Annotated in this window: 24 protein-coding genes; 6 read left to right on the top strand and 18 right to left on the bottom strand. The window is 68.5% G+C overall.

The window, feature by feature from the left end; all coding sequences use genetic code 11:
• Window positions 1–56: 56 nt before the first annotated feature.
• The 6 genes from IFE19_RS03220 (at window position 57) to IFE19_RS03245 (ending at window position 4,048) form a co-directional block, all read left to right on the top strand.
• Window positions 57–968 carry a nucleotidyltransferase and HEPN domain-containing protein gene (locus IFE19_RS03220; RefSeq protein ID WP_207825620.1) on the top strand — a complete coding sequence of 304 codons (912 nt, stop codon included), beginning with the start codon at window positions 57–59 and terminating at the stop codon, window positions 966–968.
• Window positions 958–1,284 (top strand): hypothetical protein, encoded by a 327-nt coding sequence (locus IFE19_RS03225; RefSeq protein ID WP_207825622.1) that lies wholly within the window; start codon window positions 958–960, stop codon window positions 1,282–1,284. The genes IFE19_RS03220 and IFE19_RS03225 overlap by 11 nt, the downstream gene beginning before the upstream one ends.
• Before the next feature lies 1 nt (window position 1,285).
• Window positions 1,286–1,522 (top strand): hypothetical protein, encoded by a 237-nt coding sequence (locus tag IFE19_RS03230; protein WP_207825623.1) that lies wholly within the window; start codon window positions 1,286–1,288, stop codon window positions 1,520–1,522.
• Between the two features lie 95 nt (window positions 1,523–1,617).
• On the top strand, window positions 1,618–2,136 hold the full coding sequence (locus IFE19_RS03235; protein ID WP_225910373.1) for an ArdC family protein: 519 nt from the start codon (window positions 1,618–1,620) through the stop codon (window positions 2,134–2,136).
• A 383-nt stretch (window positions 2,137–2,519) separates the two neighbouring features.
• Window positions 2,520–3,044, top strand: a complete 525-nt coding sequence (locus IFE19_RS03240; protein ID WP_207825625.1) for a MobC family plasmid mobilization relaxosome protein — start codon at window positions 2,520–2,522, stop codon at window positions 3,042–3,044.
• On the top strand, window positions 3,041–4,048 hold the full coding sequence (locus IFE19_RS03245) for a relaxase/mobilization nuclease domain-containing protein (RefSeq protein WP_207825627.1): 1,008 nt from the start codon (window positions 3,041–3,043) through the stop codon (window positions 4,046–4,048). The genes IFE19_RS03240 and IFE19_RS03245 overlap by 4 nt, the downstream gene beginning before the upstream one ends.
• Here IFE19_RS03245 and IFE19_RS03250 read toward each other — a convergent pair whose 3' ends face one another.
• The 18 genes from IFE19_RS03250 to IFE19_RS03335 all read right to left on the bottom strand — a co-directional run bounded on the left by IFE19_RS03250 (window position 4,049) and on the right by IFE19_RS03335 (window position 18,731).
• Window positions 4,049–5,362: a type II toxin-antitoxin system HipA family toxin gene (locus IFE19_RS03250; RefSeq protein WP_207825629.1), complete on the bottom strand. Its 1,314-nt coding sequence runs from the start codon at window positions 5,360–5,362 to the stop codon at window positions 4,049–4,051.
• Window positions 5,359–5,703 carry a helix-turn-helix domain-containing protein gene (locus tag IFE19_RS03255; RefSeq protein ID WP_207825630.1) on the bottom strand — a complete coding sequence of 115 codons (345 nt, stop codon included), beginning with the start codon at window positions 5,701–5,703 and terminating at the stop codon, window positions 5,359–5,361. Before IFE19_RS03255 ends, IFE19_RS03250 begins: the two co-directional genes overlap by 4 nt.
• Window positions 5,704–5,881: 178 nt before the next feature.
• Window positions 5,882–6,505, bottom strand: a complete 624-nt coding sequence (locus IFE19_RS03260) for an LPD7 domain-containing protein (RefSeq protein WP_207825632.1) — start codon at window positions 6,503–6,505, stop codon at window positions 5,882–5,884.
• Window positions 6,502–8,358, bottom strand: coding sequence for a type IV secretory system conjugative DNA transfer family protein (locus IFE19_RS03265; protein WP_207825633.1), 1,857 nt, complete (start codon window positions 8,356–8,358; stop codon window positions 6,502–6,504). The genes IFE19_RS03260 and IFE19_RS03265 overlap by 4 nt, the downstream gene beginning before the upstream one ends.
• A complete protein-coding gene (virB11, locus tag IFE19_RS03270) occupies window positions 8,324–9,331 on the bottom strand; it encodes a P-type DNA transfer ATPase VirB11 (protein ID WP_207825635.1) in 1,008 nt (335 codons plus the stop codon). The genes IFE19_RS03265 and virB11 overlap by 35 nt, the downstream gene beginning before the upstream one ends.
• Window positions 9,331–10,473, bottom strand: a complete 1,143-nt coding sequence (gene virB10, locus IFE19_RS03275; RefSeq protein WP_207825637.1) for a type IV secretion system protein VirB10 — start codon at window positions 10,471–10,473, stop codon at window positions 9,331–9,333. The genes virB11 and virB10 overlap by 1 nt, the downstream gene beginning before the upstream one ends.
• Window positions 10,470–11,294 (bottom strand): TrbG/VirB9 family P-type conjugative transfer protein, encoded by an 825-nt coding sequence (locus IFE19_RS03280; RefSeq protein WP_207825638.1) that lies wholly within the window; start codon window positions 11,292–11,294, stop codon window positions 10,470–10,472. Before IFE19_RS03280 ends, virB10 begins: the two co-directional genes overlap by 4 nt.
• Entirely contained in the window at window positions 11,291–11,974 is a 684-nt protein-coding gene (locus tag IFE19_RS03285; protein ID WP_207825639.1) for a virB8 family protein, read from the bottom strand. The genes IFE19_RS03280 and IFE19_RS03285 overlap by 4 nt, the downstream gene beginning before the upstream one ends.
• A 210-nt stretch (window positions 11,975–12,184) precedes the next feature.
• Window positions 12,185–13,105, bottom strand: a complete 921-nt coding sequence (locus IFE19_RS03290) for a type IV secretion system protein (protein WP_207825640.1) — start codon at window positions 13,103–13,105, stop codon at window positions 12,185–12,187.
• Between the two features lie 2 nt (window positions 13,106–13,107).
• Window positions 13,108–13,335, bottom strand: coding sequence for a hypothetical protein (locus tag IFE19_RS03295; RefSeq protein WP_207825641.1), 228 nt, complete (start codon window positions 13,333–13,335; stop codon window positions 13,108–13,110).
• The gene (locus IFE19_RS03300; RefSeq protein ID WP_207825642.1) at window positions 13,332–14,057 is read right to left on the bottom strand and encodes a type IV secretion system protein; all 726 of its coding nucleotides are present in this window, start codon (window positions 14,055–14,057) and stop codon (window positions 13,332–13,334) included. Before IFE19_RS03300 ends, IFE19_RS03295 begins: the two co-directional genes overlap by 4 nt.
• On the bottom strand, window positions 14,054–16,429 hold the full coding sequence (locus IFE19_RS03305; protein WP_207825643.1) for a VirB4 family type IV secretion/conjugal transfer ATPase: 2,376 nt from the start codon (window positions 16,427–16,429) through the stop codon (window positions 14,054–14,056). The genes IFE19_RS03300 and IFE19_RS03305 overlap by 4 nt, the downstream gene beginning before the upstream one ends.
• Window positions 16,422–16,757: a type IV secretion system protein VirB3 gene (locus IFE19_RS03310; RefSeq protein WP_207825645.1), complete on the bottom strand. Its 336-nt coding sequence runs from the start codon at window positions 16,755–16,757 to the stop codon at window positions 16,422–16,424. Before IFE19_RS03310 ends, IFE19_RS03305 begins: the two co-directional genes overlap by 8 nt.
• Complete coding sequence (locus tag IFE19_RS03315) at window positions 16,750–16,932, bottom strand: hypothetical protein (RefSeq protein WP_207825646.1); 183 nt, start codon at window positions 16,930–16,932, stop codon at window positions 16,750–16,752. The genes IFE19_RS03310 and IFE19_RS03315 overlap by 8 nt, the downstream gene beginning before the upstream one ends.
• Complete coding sequence (locus tag IFE19_RS03320) at window positions 16,932–17,234, bottom strand: TrbC/VirB2 family protein (RefSeq protein ID WP_207825647.1); 303 nt, start codon at window positions 17,232–17,234, stop codon at window positions 16,932–16,934. The genes IFE19_RS03315 and IFE19_RS03320 overlap by 1 nt, the downstream gene beginning before the upstream one ends.
• Entirely contained in the window at window positions 17,231–17,845 is a 615-nt protein-coding gene (locus tag IFE19_RS03325) for a lytic transglycosylase domain-containing protein (RefSeq protein WP_225910374.1), read from the bottom strand. The genes IFE19_RS03320 and IFE19_RS03325 overlap by 4 nt, the downstream gene beginning before the upstream one ends.
• A 26-nt stretch (window positions 17,846–17,871) precedes the next feature.
• Window positions 17,872–18,165, bottom strand: a complete 294-nt coding sequence (locus IFE19_RS03330) for a helix-turn-helix domain-containing protein (protein WP_207825648.1) — start codon at window positions 18,163–18,165, stop codon at window positions 17,872–17,874.
• 59 nt (window positions 18,166–18,224) lie between these two features.
• Complete coding sequence (locus IFE19_RS03335) at window positions 18,225–18,731, bottom strand: helix-turn-helix domain-containing protein (protein ID WP_207825650.1); 507 nt, start codon at window positions 18,729–18,731, stop codon at window positions 18,225–18,227.
• Window positions 18,732–18,739 lie beyond the last annotated feature (8 nt).

An 18,739-nucleotide genomic window follows, 5' to 3' on the forward strand; every position in this document is an offset into this window, starting at 1 on the left:
GCCCATTTGGCGAGTTTCGACTTGCCGCAGCCGTCTTGAACGGGGAGACTCCGTCTGTGAAGAAGACCCTCGATCATTTACCGCTGCCAAAGCAGTCCGAACTGCGTCACGTCCTCGATGTGATCCGCGCCTCTTTCGAGGAAGCGATCTCGACGCGTCGTGCCGAGCGACTGAAGCACGGCAAGATCCTCAAGGTCATCCTGTACGGGTCATATGCCCGGGGCGACTGGGTCCACGACCCGGTCGGCCGATACTTCTCGGATTTCGACTTGCTGGTCATTGTCGATCATGAGGACCTGACCGACGGCGAGTTCTGGTTCGAAGCTAACAACCGGACCATGCCGGGGGAGGGCGAGATTCGCACGCCCGTCAGCATCATCGTTCACAGTCTGGACGACGTGAACGATCAGCTGGACCGGGGTCGCTACTTCTTCGCCGACATCCTGCGCGACGGCGTCATTCTCTACGACACGCCTGGTGCCAAGCTGCACAAGCCGGCGGATCTGAAGGCCAAGGCCGCACTCGCCGAGGCTGAGGGCTATTTCGAGAAATGGATGACCAGCGCTGCTGGTGCACAAGGAATTGCCAAGCATTCCACCGAGACCCACCAGCCAAACTGGGCCGCCTTTATGCTCCATCAGAGCGCGGAACACCTTTACCACTGCATTCTGTTGGTAGTGACACTCTACAGCGCAAAGGCTCACAACCTCGCCTTCCTCCGCAAGAAGGCCGAGTCCATCGACGTCCGGTTGTCGGACGCCTGGCCGCGCGAGACCAAGTTCGAGCGCCGCTGCTTCGAGCTTCTGCGCGAGGCCTACGTGAAGGCTCGCTATTCGGAGCACTACAAGATCAGCAGCGAAGAACTCGCCTGGCTGACGGAGCGGGTCGAGGTGTTGCGAGGCCTGACGGCGACCGTCTGCCAGGAACGACTGGCACAACTGCGGGTTGAGGCTGAAGATGATGTCTGAGACACCCGCCTTCTTCATACCCTTCGCTGACACGGCGGAGCAGGCCGAGACTGTCTACGCGTCCATCCGAGCCTTCATGGCGAAAGTCGCCTTTCGCCCGAATGATCGACGAATCTACCAGATCGCCTATCGTCACAACGGCAAAGACTATGTCGCCACGGTCGGAGAAGAGGGACCGGAGAACGAGCCTGTCATAGCGATACTCGAAACTTTCAACCCGGGGCCGCTCTACATGATCTGCAGCCCCAACCGCGGCGTGGTCAGGGGCGAGCCCTTTCTGGCAGGCAACGTGCAATCAGTGACGAATTTCAGCTAGAATGGCGAAGCTGGTGAGCATCACAGTTGAAGTCGACCGCGCGGTGCAGGCGTATCTTGGAGATGACCTGCAAGCTGTGACCGCGGGCTTCGAGTTGTGGGGCGACTTCTGCAGTGAGATGGGCCTGACCCCGAAGCCGGTAGAGGTCGGAGAGGGTTACGTCGAAGTGACCTATCTCGGTCTGAGCACTCGCCCAGGCGCAAGTCCGGACACAATCAAGCTCGTGACGGGCCTCTAGGGTCGGGTCGGCCGTCATTCGCCCGGAGGCGCGGGGCAACACTCTCATCGGAAGTCGCGCGTCCTAGAACAGACCCGCTCGCAGTCCGGTGGCGTTTGATCCGGCGAACACGATCTGGGTGTCCGGCGTCGCGCCTGTACGGGGACCCGGAAACCCTGGTCATCAATCCGGACGAGCGTGTCGCCCGTATCGACGCCTTCTTCCACAACTGCGGAGCCGAGGTCCGCCATGGCGGCGGTCGCGCCTACTACGCACCCGGCCCGGACCATGTGCAGATGCCGCCGTTCGAATGCTTCGAGAACGCCGATGCCTATTACAGCACGCTCGGCCACGAGATGACGCACTGGACAAGGCATCCCACACGCCTGGATCGGGACTTGGGGCGTCAGCGCTTCGGCGATCCCGGCTATGCCCGGGAAGAACTCGTCGCCGAACTGGGCGCCGCCTTCCTCTGCGCGGACCTCGGTCTGGCTCTTGAACCGCGCGAGGATCACGCCGCCTACATCGCGAGATGGCTGCAGGTCCTGAAGGACGACAAGCGGTTCATCGTCTCTGCCGCCTCGCACGCCCAGAAGGCCGTTGACCATCTGAAAGCGCGGCAACCGGTCGATTGAGGGCTGGGCGCACCGCCCGACGGGCGGTGCGCCCAGTGGATTCAGGGAGCAAGGAAGGCCGCTGCCTTCTCCTGTTCTCGTACACTTAGGACATAGTGCGCGAAGGCGGGGCAGTTGTCCGTGGAGCGATCCAGGAGCGCCGCGAGGGCGCGAAGATTGGAGGCTGCCCGATCGGGCAAGCTAGCCGGAAGAACGATGCGATGCGAGGTGGCGGCGAACGCCGCACCGTCCAGGCTGGGGCGCCCTTCAGGGCGGCGGGCGAGCGGCCGGGACCGGCCGCCGAGGGGAGGGCGGGCAGACCCGTAGGCCTGCGGGGCGAAGGGGGTGGCTGTCTAGGGCAGGATAGGCTTTGCGCTGGCAATGTCTGACGGACACCCTCTCCCATGGACCGCCTCACCCTTCGCGTTTCTCCTGATTTGATCCGCCGGTTCGACGCAGCGGCGGTGGGTCAGGGCGGACGGTCGCGATTGCTGCGACGGCTGATGGAGGGCGCGGCGCGGGCGCCCTTTCCCGAGGCTCCGGCGGTCGTGCCGGAGCCCAGGTCGGGCAAGCTGACTGTACGACTGACCGAGGTGGAGATGGCGCTGCTGCAGGCCGAGGCGGCGTCGGTCGGGCTGTCGCGGACGCAGTGGTCCGTGTCCCTGATCCGGCGTCGGCTGGAGGGGCGGGCCCAGTTCACCCCGCCCGAGGCCATGGCGCTGATCGAGTGTCGGCGCGAGCTGCGGCGCATCGGCGTCAATGTGAACCAGATCGCCCGCGCCCTGAACACGGCCGTGATGGAGGGGGCGGTTCTGGACCTGGAGGTGGCGCAGCTGGACGCCTATCGGGCCGAGTTGCGCGGCTGGGTCGAGGCGCTCGGCGAGGCCTTCAAAGGCAATCTGGCCTACTGGTCGGAGCCGGTCCGATGAGCGACTTCCGGTCGTTGTCGGGGTTCGAGGAGGCGCTGCGTCCGCCGGTCGATGTGCGACGGGCGCGGCTGACGCCGACGGTCCTGGGTCGGATGCGTGGGGCTGGTCAGGGTGACGCGGCCGCCCGGTTCGAGCGCGTCGCGCGTCGGGTCCCCGAGGTGATGGTCAAGATCACCGGGCGGACCCGGGACGGCGCCCACCTCGGCGCCCACCTGGCCTACATCAGCCGCAACGGCGCCCTGGTGCTTGAGGGACCGGACGGCGAGCGCCTGGACCGGGCCGGCGTTCGTGATCTGGCGGACGACTGGGCCGCCGAGCTGGCGATGGAGCCGCGCGGGCGGCGGGATGCGCCGGTCTCGCTGTCGGTAGTGTTGAGCATGCCTATGGGGACGGACGCAGGTCGGCTGCATGACGCTGCCCGGGCCTTCGCCGGCGAGGTGTTCGGCGATCGCTTTCCCTATGTCTTCGCCCTGCATGACGAAGGACGTCATCCTCATGTCCACCTCACCGTGCGCATGCTGGGGCGGGACGGCGAGCGGCTGAACCCCCGCAAGGCGGACCTGCAGCTGTGGCGGGAGCGTTTCGCCCATGCGCTGCGAGAGCGATCAGTGGAGGCGGAGGCGACGCCGCGTCGGGCGCGGGGCGTGACGCGCAAGCCCGAGCGGGCACCGGTGCGCAAGCTGCGGGAGCGGTTCGAGGCGGGCGGCGGTCCGGCGCCGCGGGTGCTGCGCGAGGCCGTTCAGGAAGCGGCGAAAGACGAGGGTGGGACGGAGCCGTGGAAGGCGGCGCTGCGGGCGCGGCGCGACAGGATCGTTCGAGCCCTGTCGGCGGAGGCGGTTCGGCATGGGCTGTCGGGAGACAGGGACGGGCGCCGCAAGGCCGATACGGTCGTCGACTTCGTCAAGGCCTTGCCGCCGGTGGAGACCCGGCGTGACGTCATTCGGCGCCGGCTCGATCCGTCGGAGCGCGAGCGACCGCCGCCGGACGGCGGGCGGTCGCGGTGATCAGGCGGACGGCGGCGTGAGCTCGAGCCGCAGAGCCTTGCCGATGCGATTAGCGGCCGTCTCGAACACGCCGGCCTTCTCCGCATAGATCGGCCAGTCGCGGACCTGAGCGGCGATCTCGGAGATGAGGCGTATCGCCTTGCGGCGCTTGAAACCGCAATGGGCGCCGAAGTCGACGAGGTCCTCGAGAGCGAAGTCGTCGCGCTTGCCGTTCAGGCTCATCTGGTGGGCGTTCGTCCAGTCGCCGGAAGGGTTCCAGGCGTAGGCGACGTCGAAGGCTGGAGACAGCCGCCAGGCGCCGGAACGATCCATCAGGAAGGCGATGTTCTTCACATGGTCGTCCTGGTTGCGGATGAAGATGTTGAAGACGGCGCGGCGGAACTGCTGTTCGAGGTCGACGGCGTCCAGATCGAGCAGGCGGATGGTCTCGATCGCCTGTTCGTAGCTGTAGGCGCCGGCGGCGTTGAAGTCGTAGTGGCGCAGGGCGGCCAGGGACTGCATGTGAACCTTCCTGCCGGTTGAGGTTCGGTCGAAGCGGCGGGTCATGAAATGGCTGCGGCCGCCTTCTCGGTGCAGGCGGCACTCGGACATGTCGATGCCGGCGTCACGCGCCATGAGCGAGAAGGCGTATTCGATCATGCCGAACCCTTGCGGGTCGGCCAGTTCCTTGTCGCGATTGTTGCTGACCCCGTCGAACTTCATCAGCCAGTAGCCGAAGCCGTCGTCCGCCGAGACCTGTCCGGACCGGAACTCGCCGGTATCGGGATTCCAGGCCAGAACGGCCTTGGCGCGAGCTCCGCCGGCGGAGGTGCCGACGCGCAGGATTTCTTCCAGGGTAGCCTGATCGTCCTCGCCGCCCAGGGCGCCGTGCATGTCCTTTCGCATCGACAGGACCTGGCTGGCGAGATCGACCAGTTTGGCGATGTCGAGACGACGCGAGCGGCGGGTTGTCTGGCCCTGGGTCGGATGGAACTCCAGGGCGCCCATGCCGCGCTCGCCGATATAGCAGAGGCGCTCGACGGGGTTGAAAGAGGCGGCGGTCCGATTCTGGCGCGCCAGCCATTCATTGATCAGGGCGTTGCCGTACTTGTCGGGCAGGGAGTCGGCCAGGAGGCCGGGCAGGCCCTTGAAGGCGGGCCGGGGCAGTTCCGGGAAGGCGTAGGGCGCTTCGGTCAAGGGCATGACCAGGGGCGCGACCTCGCGGGCGCTGACCGCGAACTCGGGGGTGTATTGGAAGACGCCATAGCCCTCGTCTTCGAGCCAGGTGACGGCGCCGATGTCGCGGCCCCAGAGGCGGATGGTGGCGTCCGTCATTCGTCATCTCCCCAGGTCCAGGGCTCGGCCGGCTTGGCTCCGGCGCCGGTCGCGCGTCGCCGTTCGGTCGCGGCGGCCAGCCGGACCCGGTCCACCGGCCGGACATCGACCGGCGGCGCCAGGGTCTCGATGCGGTCGCCAAGACCCAGGGCGTCCATCACCCGCAGCAGGGTGTCGAGGGAGGCGTTCTCTCCGGCTTCGAGGCGTCGCAGGGTGTTGATCCCGACGCCGGCGTCCTCGGACAACTGGCGCTGGGTCAGGTTGCGGCTCAATCTCTGCGCCGCGAGACGTTCGCCCAGCACCCGGGCGCGCCGTATGAGGTTCGTTTCCGCTTCGGCCATGTTAGAACCCTTATATGGGTGACTATGGGCGTTATAAGTACCAGTACCCCGTAAATGGGTGTTTACGTACTTTGTTGCGAAAATCCAGTTAAAACCCGTATGTGGGTGTTTATGAGGGTATATGGCGTCAATCACCCTTATATGGGGTGTTGCGCTTTAAAGCTGCTCAGTGCGCGTCCTAGCGGCTTCGATCGGTATTGCGCGGGCGTGGGCGTTCGCTGCGTTCCTGGCCGCGTCTGAGCGATACAAGTTCCGCGGCGCGGTTCAGCAGACGACGCTGCGCTTCCGGATCCGACACCAGATTGCGCACGACAACGGCGGCCATCTTCAGGCGTCGATCCAGATCCATGGCGGTGGTCGGCGCCCTGTTCAGCGCGGGGGGCGTCTCGCCGGCCGCCTGACGGTCGCGCTCGCGAGGTCGATATCCGGAGACCTCCAGCCCCTGAGCCCTGGCCTGGATCCAGACATCTCGCCGAAAGGTCTCCTCGCCCTCGACCCTAAGCCGGGTCCAGCCGCGATGACGGGCCACCTTGAGCATGTCGGCGATGGTGTCCGGGTAGGCGTGGGGCGTGCTGAGGCGTCGTCCATGATCCCGGAAGGCGGGTTCGGCCGCGCGAGGGTCGCGGAAAAAGGCTTCCGGCCGACCCTGGCGGTCGCGTTCGATCAGATAGCGGTCGAGCAGGGCGGGCGGCATGTCGCCTTTGAGGGTGGATCGTTCGGTCTTCTCGCCGCGACGCGTCCGGTCGGGACCAAGGCGATTGTCCGGCGCGGGGCCGCCGGCGGCGAGAGAGGTCGGGCTCATGGCTCACGCTCCAGGATAGGGGGCTCGGTCAGGGCCCGATCGAGCCAGGCCTCCATTTCCGCTTCCGAGGCCCCGGCGGCGGGGGGCGGACAGCCTTCGTCGGCGAAGGCGCGAATGACGGCGTCGAGCTCCATATCGGTCTCCGGCTGGGTTTGGATGGAAGACGGGGCGGTCGAGGGGGGATCGGACGCCGGGGCGGCGATCGGGTGCCCAACCGGGAGGGCCGGCGGCGGCCTGAGACGGCGCAGGAAGACCCGCTCCCGGTAGTAGCGGATCTTGCGGCCCCGGACTGGCGGCAGGCCCGCCTTGAGCACGATCAAGTCACGGTCCGAAAGCTGCATCAGCTCCTGGGGCAGCATTAGAGCGCGGCGTTGATCGGAGACGGTCAAGGTCCGGCGACCGGCGGCCAGGCCTCGTGGTCGGCTCAGGCTGCGCCCGGCGTAGGTGTAGAAGCCGAGCCGGTCGCTCAGTTCCTGGGCCACCCGCAGCTCCTTGGGGGCGAACACCACCTCCAGCCCGCAGTTGGTCAGGATCTCCTCGGTGACGTCCGGCCCGTAGAGGGCGCGCAACTGCGACGGGCTCTGGATCACCGGCAACAGACGCAGACCGTATCCGGCGACCCAGGAGAAGGCGTGGGCTAGCACTGGAGCCGGCCCCAGCCGGGCGAACTCGTCGAGCAACACCAGCACCGGCCTGCCCTCGGGGCCGGGCAGGGATCGGCTGCTCAGATCCACGAGCTGTTGGAACAGCAGGCTGTAGAGAGGGGCGACGCGGACCATGTCGGCGGGGCTGGCCCCGAGGTAGAGCGACAGGTCGCCGCGCTGAAGATCGCGCAGATCGAAGTCGGAGGCGGCGGTGGCGGCGTCGGCCAGCGGGTTGAGCCAAAGACCCATGCGGCTGGTGATCGACTGACGGATCGAGGCGAAGGTGTTGTCGCTGGAGGCGCAGAAGTCGGACAGGGCCGAGACGCAACCGGCGGGCAGAGGGCGACCCTCCTGGCGACGCGCCTTGATCAACTTCGGGAAGCGGACGCGCGGGTCGCCCTGGGTGAGCTGGCGGAAGATCTCGCCCAGGGTGAAAGGCCGTTCGGCGGTCGCCGCGACCCAGGCGCCGACCCCGATGAATCCGGTTCGGGCCGCTTCAGACCAGAAGGGATCGGATTGCGGCGGCGTCGGGAACAACATCAAGGCCATGCGCTGCAGCTCATCCAGGACGGCCAGGGCGTCGGTGCGGTCGATGTGGGCCAGAGGGTTGAAGCGCGTGGTGCGGCCGTCGCGGGCGAGCGGATCGAACAACAGAACCCTTTGTCCGGCCTCGACCCGGAAGCCGGCGGTGGCGGCGTAGTTCTCACGCTTGATGTCGAGGACCACCACTGAATTCGGCCAGCTCAGGAGGTTGGGGATCACCACCCCCACGCCCTTGCCGGTGCGCGTGGGGGCGTAGAGCATGACATGCTCCGGCCCATCAGCGATCAGGAAGTCGCCGCCGTTGCGACCCAGCAGGACGCCGGTCCTGCCGCGGAGGCCGGCGCGTTGTTGTTCGGAGACGGAGGCCCAGCGCGCATCCCCGTGCAGCGGGCGTCGGCGGGACAGGAGGATGGCCACGATCAGGATCAGGCCGCCCAGGCTGGCGATGGAGAGGCCGGCCAGGATCCAGCGACCGACCCGCGGATCGTCGCGATAGTACCAGAACCAGGCAGGGATGCGGGCTGGCTCGACCGAGGCGGAAAGCTGGCCGAGGCCGGCCAGGGCGATGACGGCGGCGAGAACGAGGAGCAGGCCGGCCGTCGCGAGCGCGCCCAGGACCAGCGCCGCCGCCCTAGCCGCCGGAGGCGCGCTTTCGAAGCGGGTCATGCCAGACCTCCGTCATCATGTAGCGGCCGTCGACCTTCTTCATCTGGACCACGACATCGACCATCAGGTGCAGTAGGCTGCGGATGTCCTCGCGGGGCAGGTCCCGGCCCCCTTCGGATTCGCGCACCAGCAGGGTGAGCTGTTCGAAGGCCAGGGCGGCCGAGTCCGCATGCACGGTGGTGATCGATCCGGGGTGACCCGAGTTGACGGTGCGCAGGAAGAAGAAGGCCGTGCCGTCGCGGAGCTCCTGCAACAGGATCCGGTCCGGCCGCATGCGCAGGGCGCTTTCCAGCAGGGCCTTGGGGCCGATCCTGGCCAGACCCTGACCATCCTTGGCGTAGAGCAGGTGGACCGCGTTACGGTGGGGGACGACCAGTTCGCGCGTGTCCTCGATGGTCAGCAACCGCTCATGGGCAGGGATAAGCTCCACCAGGCCCTTGGCGAAGGTGGTCTTTCCCGAGCCGGTGGCGCCGGAGATGAGGATGTTGCGCCGGCTTTCCACCGCCAGCCGGAAGAAACCTGGCCAGTCCCGGGCTTGCCGCAGGACAGTCAGGGCGGCGTCCGTGGGGTCGACTTCGTCGCCCGTCATGAAGGCCGCCGCAGAGAAGAGGCCTGCGGCTTCGAAGTCCTCAAGGCCCATGCGACGGGTTGAGGGCTTGCGGATGGTCAGGGAGATCATGCCGCTGGGCACGGCGGGTGGAAGAACGATCTGGCATCGCTCGTTTCCCGGCAGGACGGTGGAACAGATCGGGTGTTCGGCATCGACGTCCTGCCGGGTGAAGGCCGCCGCCGCCACGGCCAGGGTGTGCAGCCAGGCCTCGGTCAGCTCGGGGACTTCGCGCCAGCGCCATTGACCAGCCTGTTCGACCCCGACCTCTCCCGGGCGGTTGACCACTACCTCTGTGACCGTGTCCGGCTCCAGGAAGGGTCGGAGCGGCGCGAGATAGTGGTCGAGGACGGCGGTGTCCTCCATCAGCGTGGCCGAAGGCGATAGACGCCCGCGAAGTTCAGGTCCTGGGCGACGAAGATGGAGACGTCAGCGCCCTGCGCCTTGCGCAGGGTCGGCGGAATGCCGACCGAGTTCTGCAGGGCGACGGCGGCGGCGTCCGACGGGACGCGCGCCGAGGCCTGGAAGTCTCGCCCGCCGCCTGCCGCCGCATAGACCCCGTCGTCGACGATCGACAGCAGGAGCGCGCCGCCGAAACGGTCCCAGAAACGGGTGTCGATCTCGCCGTCGAAGCCCGAGCGGCCCAGGGCGTCGGTCGCGGGCGAGGCGAGGGCCACCGCCACGCCCGTCGGGGTGACGGCCCGCGTCCAGAGAACGAAAAGCCGCCGACGTCCGGCTTCGAGCCCGCCGCGATATTCGCCCAGGACCCGCGTCCCGCGCTCCATCAGCACCACGGCGCCATTGTCGGAATAGACGTCGCGGGACACCAGGCAGCTGACATAGCCCGGCGTGGAACTGTCTATGGCGGTCTGCAGGACGCAGGGCAGGCTGGTCCCGGCGACGATCAGGAGGTTGCGATCCGGGAGATGGCCGGCCTGGGTCTGGCCAATGGGGCTGAGGCGGCGGAGCGCCTCCAGGGAGGTCGGACTTTGAGCGACGTCGACGGGCCGCGGCGTCGCGTGATCGACGCCGGCGCCGGGCGAGGCTCGGCCGGAGCGGCTATAGGCTAGCAAGGGCGCACGCTGCGCGCTCTCGGCCAGGGCGCGTCTCTGATCAGCCGACGAGACGCCCGAGGGTGCGGCGGGGCTCGTCTCCCGGGACCGTTCGATCGCCGGCGCCGGAGGTCCATCTTCGCTCAGGAGCGGCGCGTTCGGATCATCCGCTGCGTGGGCAAGAAGGGCCGGCTCGGGACGGCGGGCCGGCTCGAAGGGCGCGCCCTGGCGTGCCGGTTCGTCGGCGGTCGTGGATTTCCGATCCCGGGCGTCGCCCCGGTCCCAGGTCGCGAAGAGGAAGACGCCGCAGCCAGCGGCCAGTGCGGCCAGGGTGATCATCCGGCCCTGGCGTCCGCCCAGACGTCCGGCGATAGGGGACACGCCCCGGTCCTGGCCGGTTGTCGGCCCCTCGGAATGGTCCGGCGTCGCGTGCGGGGGCGGCGGCTCGGCCTTCATGGCCGGTCTCCCGTCAGTTCGCGCTCGACGGTCGGGGAGGCCGTGCCGCCGGGCGTGGCCACGCCGCGGAGGTTCCAGGCGTCGTTGAAAATGCAGAGCACCGAGTCGCCGCGACGCAGGCGCAGGCCGCGGGCCGTCCCATGAATGACCACGAACTGGCCGCGGACGTCATAGGGTATGAGCCGCTCGCCGCCGTCCTCGCCGACCTCGAAAATGGCCGGGATGGACTGGGCGCCGGGGAAGCGCAGGACGGTGAAGCGACCGTTGTCGCTTACCTCGCTGGGCTGAAGCCGGCTGTCGCCCTGGACTGAATAGGCGAGATTGCGCGGCCCCTGGAGCGCGCCCTGCTGCAGCTCCAGGCTGACGAGGCGTTCCTCCGCCAGGTCGGCGGCCCGGGCGAGGCCGGCTGCGGCGCGGGCCTGATCGTCGTCGGGATAGAGGAAGCGGATCTGATAGGCGATTGATGTGCGGGCTCCCGGATCCCGTGCGATCAGTTCGAAGGCGTAGTGACGGGCCTGGCCCGCCCGATCCGTGACCACGAGGAGATTGGTGCCCTGGTGGCGCTCGCGCGGCTTGAGGAAGAGGACCGAGCCCTCGGCGGCGACCTCCCAGGCGACGCTGTCGCCGATGGCGGCGTGCCGGATCGTCTCCTCGGGTGAAAAGACGATCTGGGTCGCGGTGCGGAAGGCCCCGGCCACGCGATAGACCTCGCCGGGCGCATAGACGATCTCGCGCATCCGGGCGTCGGGCGTTTCCTGGCCAAGCGTCGGGCCGGCGAGGGCCAGGACGCCGAGGCTGATGGAGAGGGCGAGGGCTTTCATCGGATGACCTCCGGATCGGCGCGATAGGAGATGACCTGGAACCCCAGGGGATTGCGCAGCCGGTCCGCCTCCGTCATCGGCGCCCGGGTCCAGGTGAAGGCTATGGTGGCGATCCAGTCGCTCTCGACGACCTGTCGGGCGTGGCGGACCGTGCGGCGGAAGCGGACATTGGCGACGTCGTCATTGATGAAGCCGATGGCGCGGATGGCGACCGCGGCCTCGCCGTCGGGGCCGTAGAGGTTCTGCGGGCTCTGCGGGTTGGAGCCCCGGTAGAGGTCGGACCAGCGCGTCTGTTCACCGGGCGCGGAGAGGATGGACACCATGCGGAAGGCGTCCTCGGCGGCGGGGTCGAGGTAGCCTTCCCGGGCGCGGACATATTGGGCGAGGAAGTATTTGCTGACGGCCTCGTCGTAATGCGCCGGTCCCTGGTCGGCCGAGAGGCCCCTGATTACGTCCACCGCCCCGGTCGACTGATCGACGCGGATGACGAAGGGCTCGCTGGTCTTCAGCGGCGTCAGGGCGATCACGGCCAGGCTCGAGGCGACGGCGAGAAGCGTGGTCGCGCCGGCCGCGATCCAGGCGAAGCGCCGCGAGCGCAGGGCGGACGACAGGCGGTCCTGATCCCAGCGCCGGGCCTGGGCGAAGTAGCGCTTCAACTCATCGGACGGGACGCCGGTCATGCGCAGCCTCCTGTCTCTGCCGCTCCAGCAACCGTTGGGCTGGTTGGCGGCGTCGCCGGATCTGGCGACAGGACGGAGCCGTGGGGATTGGCGGGGCGTCTGGAGGCGCCGTCGCAGGTCGGCAGCGCCGGAGCGGGCAGGGAGGCGCAGCTCCCGAGGAGGGTGGCCCCCAGAGAGCACGTCAGGGGCAGGAGGAAGCGAAGGGACATGTCAGGCTCCGTTGGGTCGGATGGTTCCGCCGCCCCTGGGCGGCTGGCGGCTGGCTTCCTGCGGCCCGCGGGCGCCGCCCGAGCCGCCGGCTCCCAGGGTTGCGGCGTTGGCGAAATCGGCCAGGCCGGCGCTGGCGCCGCCCGCGACGCCCGCGGCTATGGCCGGGGTCTGCAGGAAGAAGATCGCGCCGAGCAGGCATAGGGCGATGAAGATGAGGCCGCCGATCATGGGGTCGGCGCCCTGGATCGAGCCCCATTGATCCCTCACCAGGGAGAGGACGAGCTGGAAGATGACGATCATCAGGGCGAACAGAACGAGGTAGTTCACCGCCTGGCTCAGCCAGCCGAAGAAGAAGCGGCGGGTGGCGTCGAACAGGGCGCAGGCGATGAAGATCGGACCCAGGGTCACGAGCAGGGCCAGGGCCAGTTTGGCGACCAGGACCACGCCGAAGCCCAGGGCCGCGGCCAGGGCGCCGATGATGAAGACCGCCGCCGCGATGACATAGGGGCCGGGGTTGAAGGCCGAGGCGTCGCGAGCGATGTCCTCGCCCAGCCAGGCCGCATAGGCGAAGAACTGGTCGAAGGCGGCGCCGACGCTCGGCGCCTCGGCCCCGCTGACCGCGCGGGTCAGGACATTGGGAAGACCCGTGAAGAGCGGCTCGGTGACGAAGCTGGAATAGGCGGTTGTCGTCGCCAGGGCGTAGATGAGGGCCAGCTTGATCGAGCGGACGGCGAAATCCATCACAGGCTCGCTGATGGCGCCGCGCAGGATGGCGAAGCCGTAGAGGACCACATAGAGGACGAGGGCGATCCTCAGAGGGCCGTCGACCTCGGCGATTACGGCGGACAGGCGGCTGCCGAGGAACTCATTCAGACGGCCGTCGATGAAGTCATAGCTCGGCTCGAAGACCCGGAACGCCATCGTCAGGGCTCCCGAATGGTCTGGGCATAGGCGGCCATCCGCGCCCGACGCCGGGTTTCAGCCAGGCCCAGGCGGGCGGCGTCGCATTCACGGTCAGTGCGACCTGCATCGCAATCCGCCACCACCCGGGCGGCGGCCTCCGGCGCACGCGCGAAGCTTTCGGCGTCTCGTGGCGGCTGCGAGCAGGCCCCGAGGGCGGCGACGGCCAGGAGGGCGGTCCGGCGGATCATTGGAAGGCCCGCTCATAGAGGGCCTGGCGCGCCGACCTTGCCGCTTCCGCCTGTTCGCGGGCGCGCTGTTCCTCCAGTCGGGCTTCCGCGGCCTGGGTCAGGGCAAGCCCCTGAAGACGGAGCTGTTCGTTCTGGATCAGGGCCTGTTCAGCCGCGAGGCGGGCCTCGAGATCCATGACGGCGCGGGCGTTGGGGGCGACGTCGAGGGCGCGGCGGAGGGTTTCCAGGCCCTCGAGCCTCTGGTCGGAGGCCTGGCTCACCGCTTCCCCGATAGCCAGATCCCGGGCTGTCCGGGCCCCCGCGCGTTCGAGGCTGTCGCGGTAATAGGCCTCTGCCGTCGGAAGGTCGCCGGAGGGCGGGGTGAAGAGGCGGGTCTCGCGGCGGATGGCGTCGGCGCGATCCGCGAGATCGCCGAGCGCCCTCAGGTCTCCGTCCGCCGCCGCCCGCAGGGCGCGAAGCTCCGGAAGGGGATTGCGGACCTCGGGCAGACCGAGGAAGCCGGCCAGGGCGTTGACGTCGGAGACGGCGTTCAGGCTGTCGAACAGGGCCTGGCCCTGTTCGACCTGGGCCTGCAGGGCCCGCAGTTGCTGCAGGGCGGTGCGGGCGTCTTCGACCAGTTTGGCATAGGCGGTCGGGTCGTGGACGATGTGCTGGGCCTGGGCCGCCGGGGCTGCGAACAGGAGGGCGGCGCTGATCAGGGCCGCGAGCGGACGGGACGTCATGAAGCTCTCCTCTGGGCATGAAAGAGGTCGCGCCATTGCGCGTAGTCGTCGCCCGTTTCGGTGCGGAGCCGGTTGAGCAGGGCCACGGTTTCGGTCCGGCCCGAGAGGACGGCGAGGGCGTCGTCCATGCCGCTGAGGTCGAGTTCGACCACCACGCTGTCGTGGCCCTGTTTGACCAGGAAGCGATGGGACTCGGGCGTCAGGACGTCCCGAACCAGATGGAACTCGGCCTCGCTCAGGCCGAAGCCGTCCACATAGTCGGCCGCCTGGGCATGGGCGTTGGGCAGGAAGATCTTGGTCGCGCACTGTTCGAGGACGGCGTGGGCGATCGGCGAGCGCAGGACGTCGGCTGGCGACTGGGTGCCGAACACCATCAAGGCGTTCTGCTTGCGCCAGGTCTTCAGGCCGTCCTGGGCCAGGTCCGTGAAGGCGGGATCGCCGAGGACCTTCCAGAACTCATCGATGTCGAGGACCAGTCGGCGCCCGTCCACCCGTTCGGCGATGCGGTGGAAGAGGTAGAGCATGGCCGGGGTTCGGGCCTCGTCATGGTCAAGCACCTGGGTGATGTCGAAGCCGACCAACGAGGCGTCCAGGCTCAGGGCGTCCTCGTCATTGTCGAGGACCCAGCCGAGCGGGCCCCCGCGCTGCCAGCGTTCGAGCCGGGCCCCGACGCCTCCGGCGTCGCCCTGGCCCAGAAGGCTTCTCAGGGCGGCGATGGAGCGCTGCCGGCGGGGAAGGGCCTCCAGCGCCGCGACGCCGTGATCGATCGCCCGCGCCTGGGCCGCCGTCAGGGTTTCGTCCGGGCGGTTGACCAGGGCCCGGACCAGGCGGACGAGGAAGGCGCGGTTATGGGGTGACGGGGGCAGGGCCTTGAAGGGCGCGAAGCCGGTCGGCTCGCCGTTGGCCAGGGCCAGATAGGTCCCCCCGCTGGCGCGCACGAAGATCTCGGCGCCCCGGTCCTTGTCGATGAAGATCTGTTGGGCGTCGAAGCGCTCCAGCTGAGCCAGCATGAAGTTCTGCACGACCGTCTTGCCGGAGCCGGACGGGCCGCAGATGAAGGTGTGGCCCAGATCGCCGACATGGAAGTTGAAGTAGAAGGGCGAGCCCGCGGTCGTTCTCAGGGCGGCGACGGCAGGCCCCCAATGGTTCCCGGCCGCCTTGCCGACCGGATGGGCGTGGAAGGGGGCGAGCGCCGCGAAGTTGCGCGAGGTGATGGCCGCCGGGCGGGTCCGTCGTGCAAAGGCACCCGGAAACTGGGACCAGAAGGCGGCCTCGAGACCGAGGTCTTCGCGCGCCACCACCAGGCCTGAATCCGCCAGAAGGGCGCGCGCCATGGACAGATGGTCCGCCAGGGCCGTCGGCGTGTCGCCATAGATAAGGACCGAGGCCTGGTGTTCGCCCATGACAAAGCGGTTGCTCGTCAGTTCGTCCAGCGCCTCCGACAGTCCGGTGATCTGGGATCCCGCCCGGTCGCGGGCCGAGACCATCTGGTTCTGCTTGCGCTCCATCACGGCCCGGGCGGAGGCCTTGGACAGGAAGGCGAAGGACTGGGTGACGACGAAGCTGAAGCGGGCGCTGAGCAGGGCGTTCCAGAGGCCCGGACGGGTTGTGGCCGGATACTCCTTGATGGCGAGTACGCCGGCGTAGCGGGCGGCGGCCACGTCCCTCAGCTCGAGGGTCTCGCGGCCGAAGATGGCCCGCGTCGTATAAAGGGCGGCGCCGAGATGACCGTAGACGATCGGAGCCGGGGAACGGCACCCGGTCAGGACCAGGCCCATGATCTCCATGGGCTCCGAGAACCAGAGGCCGTTCCGCTCATAGAGACCCAATCGGCGCGGGGCGTAGCGGTCCAGATACTGGGCGAGGTCGCGCCCCGCCTCCTCGATCCGGCGCAGGGGGATCAGGTCGGGATCCGGGTCTTCGCGGCGGGCCGCCCGCAGTCGCCGCATCAGGGCGGCCGTTCGGTTGGACGGATCGCGGCCCGGGTGCAGGACCAGGGTGACGAAGAGCTCATTGACCCACAGGGGCGTGGTGGCGGTCCGGGCGTCATAGGCTGCGCCCAGCTCGGCGGCGAAGGCGGATCGGTAGCCGGTGGAGGGCTCAAGCTCGACGCGGCGACGGATCAGGTGATGCCAGACGGCGAACTGCTCGTCGGCGAGATTGCGCCAGGCCTGGTTGAGTTTGACATGCCAGTCGTTGAGGTCGCGGGCGTCGGCCGTCTCGAAGCTCGCGCCCTCGATCCTGAAAACGAGCATGAGGGCGCCGCTGTCGAGGGCCACGACATGGTCGTTGACGTGCCGCGCATAGGGCAGGTTCGATCGGGCGTCGCCTTCACGCCCGAGGCGGTTGGTGCTGATCCCGCCCTCAGCCACGGGTCAGCTCCGCGGCGCGGTAGCGGCGGACCAGAGGAAGGGGCGAGGGCGAGCTTCCGCCCCAGAGGGCGCCGTTGCGCGCCCGACCCTTGGTGTCGACATAGACGAACAGAAGCCGGAAGGCGTTGTGGTCGGTCCGGCAGATGGCGCGAAACACCAGGTGCAGGGCGGGCGCGACGAGCAGATAGACCAGGCTGCCGCCGATCAGGAAGACGAGCCCGGAGACGATGACATTGACGCCCATAGCCTCCATGGGGACGCCCATGACCATGGCGGGGCGCGTACAGGCCAGGAACAGCGGGTCTTCAGCGAGGCGCTCTTCAGCCATGTCCGCCCCCGGACAAGAGGCGGGTCGTGGTGAGAGCGACGACAAGGCCGCAACCCAGGCCGCCCACGATCTGGGCGAAGCGCACGGGTGAGATCAGCCGTCGGCCAAGCGCCAGTCCGAGGATGGAGGCGGTTCCTGCAGCGCCGAGGGCCAGGAGGGAGGCGGCCGGGCTCATCAGGCACCGCCGGTGATCAGATTGACGATCTCGGCTGCGCCGAAAACGACGATGATGCCGAGCACGACGATGGCGGCGCGCCGGAGATCGAACAGGCCGAACATCCAGAGGATGCCGACCACCACGACCGCCAGCACTGCGAGCAGGCGAGCCGTATTGCCTGTCAGCATGTCGACCACGTTTTGCAACAGGCCCTCGACATTGGCCGAGGCGAAGGCGGGCTGAACCAGCAGGAGGCTGAAGGCGCCGGCGATGAGGGCGAGGGCGCAGAGCCGTCGCGCGCGGGCGGTGTGAGCAGTCATCTCTGACCTCCCCGTGAGTTTTCGATGGATGCGAAGACAAGGGGCTCGGCCGAACGCGCGCGCCCGAAGACATCCCAGGCGGCGACGGGCGGCTGCGGCGCGTCGGCGAATGCGGGCGGCGGAGGGATTTCAGGGCCGGCCTCGACAAGGCCCAGAGCTTCGGCGGCGGCCTCTACCCTGGCGACATAGCCGTTGCGGAAACCCCGGCCGGGATGTCCGGTATTGTATCGTGAGAAGGCGACTCTCAGGCTCTGCTGAGGCGTTTCGCCTTCCTGCGGCCGGTAGCCGGCCTGGAGAACTACGGCGGCTGCGGCGAGGTTGCGGCAGGGATCGAAGGCGGCTTCCGGGGTCAGGCCGAGCCAGTCCAGGTTGTCGCTGTTGATCTGCGCCACCCCCAGATCGAGGTTGGCGCCGCGTTGAAGGAGATCGCGCGCGATCCGGGCGGCGTCGCCGGCGTCGCGGGGGCGCCGTGCCGGCCGTGGTCCGCGATTGACGCCGATCGCCAGAGGATCGAACCGGCTTTCAGCATAGGCGACCGCGGCCAGGGTCCGGGGCGCCGCCTGGGGCGCGCAGGTCTGGGCGAGGATGAGAATGGTGGCGAGGTCCAGCAAGATCGTGCTCCCGGTTGGAGCGCTATTCAGCCGCGCCGGGCCCTGAGCATCGACCCGCTGATCCGCTGTCGCAGGTCTACGGTGGCGTCATCTCGGACGTCTGGCGCAGCGGCCGCAAAGCGGGCCACGGCCTGGATGCGCGTTCTCACGCCCAGCAGTCGGCAGGCCTCCGCGAGGTGTTCGTCGATGGTGCGTGGAGACAGGCCCAGGACCGCGCCTATCCGGGCGGAGGTCAGGCCGTCGGCGGCCAGGACCAGGCACTGACGCTGACGTTCCGTCAGGGCGCTCGCAGGGCGCGGCGGAGGGGAGAGCTGGTGCATGAGGCCAGCACATCCGGGATGCGCGCTTGCGGCCAGCCCGCAACTTCGCGGCGCGAGATTTACGGCGCCTCGTCCTCGGTCGTGGACTCGTCGTCCGCCAGGTCCGGCGGAATCAGCTTCTCGAGCCTTTGTTTCAGCCAGGCGTTGGCGGCTTCGTCGCGACGGACCGCCTGCAGAGCCAGTTCCTTGAAGGCCCGGGTCACGGTGTTGATGATGGTGCGTCCATCCAGTTCGCTGATGCCGTCCCCCATGTCCTCGTCCAGAGCATGCAGGGCCACCACGAGAATCTCCACCAGCTTGTTGTCCGCCGCCCTCAGGGCGAACTCCGGCGACCCGAAGGCCATGGCCGTGAATATGGCGTAGGGGTCGGAATCCGTGACCCGGGCGAAGCGATGGATGCGTTCGTGATGGACCTTGCCCTTGCCGGCTTCGAACAGCTCATAGGTCCGGGGTCGCATCCCCATCTTCTCGGCGACATCGGCCGTCCGCATGCGGCGGTGCATCCGGATCAGGCGAAGCGACGCCGAAAGCGTGGCGGCTTGGGATTGGCGTTTTTCCGGTCCCATGGTCCGGC

The organism is Brevundimonas pondensis (assembly GCF_017487345.1).
Classification (GTDB): Bacteria; Pseudomonadota; Alphaproteobacteria; order Caulobacterales; family Caulobacteraceae; genus Brevundimonas; species Brevundimonas pondensis.